Here is a 1,497-nt window from a genome sequence, read left to right as displayed (position 1 = left end):
GAGTTCAAATACTCACTCACCAACTGTTGGTGACGCTTTGCCAAGCGAGGATCGAGGTCTAATAACTTTTTTTATATTCATGGCGTATGTTACTACTTTTGTGCTTTAAGTTGTGTAGATAGCTATGCTCCTGAGGGAGAGGAGCGGGGAGAGGAGAATTAAACAAGCAAAAATGCCTTTTTTGATTCCCCCTCACCCTACCCTCTCGGCAACTGCTCTTGCGTTGCTAAGCCACAGGGATGTGGCGAATGCAGAAAACGCATGGAGCAGTTTTCTACCTACCTCCTGCATCCCTGCAGTCGTCCCGCTGGAGAGGGATGTTGTGCTTCGCGCTGAATAGTTACGGTAGTTGGGTTATTCTGCATAAAGGTACGTAACGCACCATAGGATTTCAAAATCTCACTTCCAGTGCCGTTAAAGATTTTTGGAGACAGAGAGAGCAGTAAACCCCTTAAGCTTTTGTATTTGACTCGCTCAATGGCTTCTAATAGCTGCTGTCATTTTCAGAAGACATCTGGACAAGTCATGTCCGAAACCGAGCGGTTGCGGACATCTATTTTATGAGGTGTACAAAAGTAGGCTAAATGTATTTCGGACACATGCTATAATTCGTACATCACTTTCGGACGGAATGGGCTCATGTCACGCGTTTTTGCTTACTGTCGAGTTTCTACCATCGGCCAAACCACCCAGAACCAGAGTCTTGAAATCAAGGCGGCAGGGTTTGCTATTGAAGCGCAGCGACTTATTGAAGAAAGTATCAGCGGATCAGTCGCCGCAAAGGAACGCCCAGGGTTTACCAAATTGATCGACCGCATGGAATCCGGCGATATTCTGGTCGTAACAAAACTTGACCGGCTTGGCCGTAATGCGATGGATGTACGGGCAACTGTCGAACATCTCGCTAGCATAGGTGTCCGTGTACATTGCCTTGCACTGGGCGGTGTTGATCTCACCAGTCCGGCAGGAAAGATGACCATGCAAGTCATCGCCGCTGTAGCTGAATTCGAACGTGACTTGTTAATTGAACGAACACAGTCAGGGATAAACCGTGCCAAGGCCGCTGGCAAACAATTTGGCAGACCGACCGCGTTAACAAAGGTGAAACAGGTTATAGTTTTAGAAAAACTGGCTACTGGGATCAATGTTTCTGACTTGGCCCGCGAATTCAAGACCAGCCGCCAAACTATCATGCGTATTAGAGAAGCGAACTTGCCATCACAACAAGGTGGGTAGATGATATTGCTTTAAAACGTGCAGCTTTCTTTATATCGTATTTGATTCAGGTAAATAACCTAGCCGGAATTTTCGGCGGTTAGGGCTTAGAACCCCATTATCCCGTCCCAAATTAATTATTGAGACTAGTACTCAGTCAGTCTTGTTTTGTCGTATAAAATCCCCATAGAGTAGGTTTTTTACATTATTGGGGAACGATAGATTGGCAAAGAAATATATTGTGCGTTTAACTGAGGATGAGCGCACCTATTTGGAAAGTTT

1 protein-coding gene is annotated in these 1,497 nt (G+C 45.7%); it reads left to right on the top strand.

Annotation, left to right across the window (positions count from 1 at the left end):
- Nucleotides 1-639 precede the first annotated feature (639 nt).
- Nucleotides 640-1,236 (top strand): recombinase family protein, encoded by a 597-nt coding sequence (locus tag RW114_RS20590; RefSeq protein WP_340124598.1) that lies wholly within the window; start codon nt 640-642, stop codon nt 1,234-1,236.
- Nucleotides 1,237-1,497: the final 261 nt, after the last annotated feature.

The organism is Methylobacter svalbardensis, from assembly GCF_037671525.1.
Classification (GTDB): Bacteria; Pseudomonadota; Gammaproteobacteria; order Methylococcales; family Methylomonadaceae; genus Methylobacter_A; species Methylobacter_A svalbardensis.
This window is presented reverse-complemented; position numbering and strand designations above follow the sequence as displayed.

Excerpts from the sequence above, each read along its gene's own strand:
- RW114_RS20590 (WP_340124598.1), top strand. The coding sequence starts at position 640 with ATGTCACGCGTTTTTGCTTACTGTCGAGTTTCTACCATCGGCCAAACC.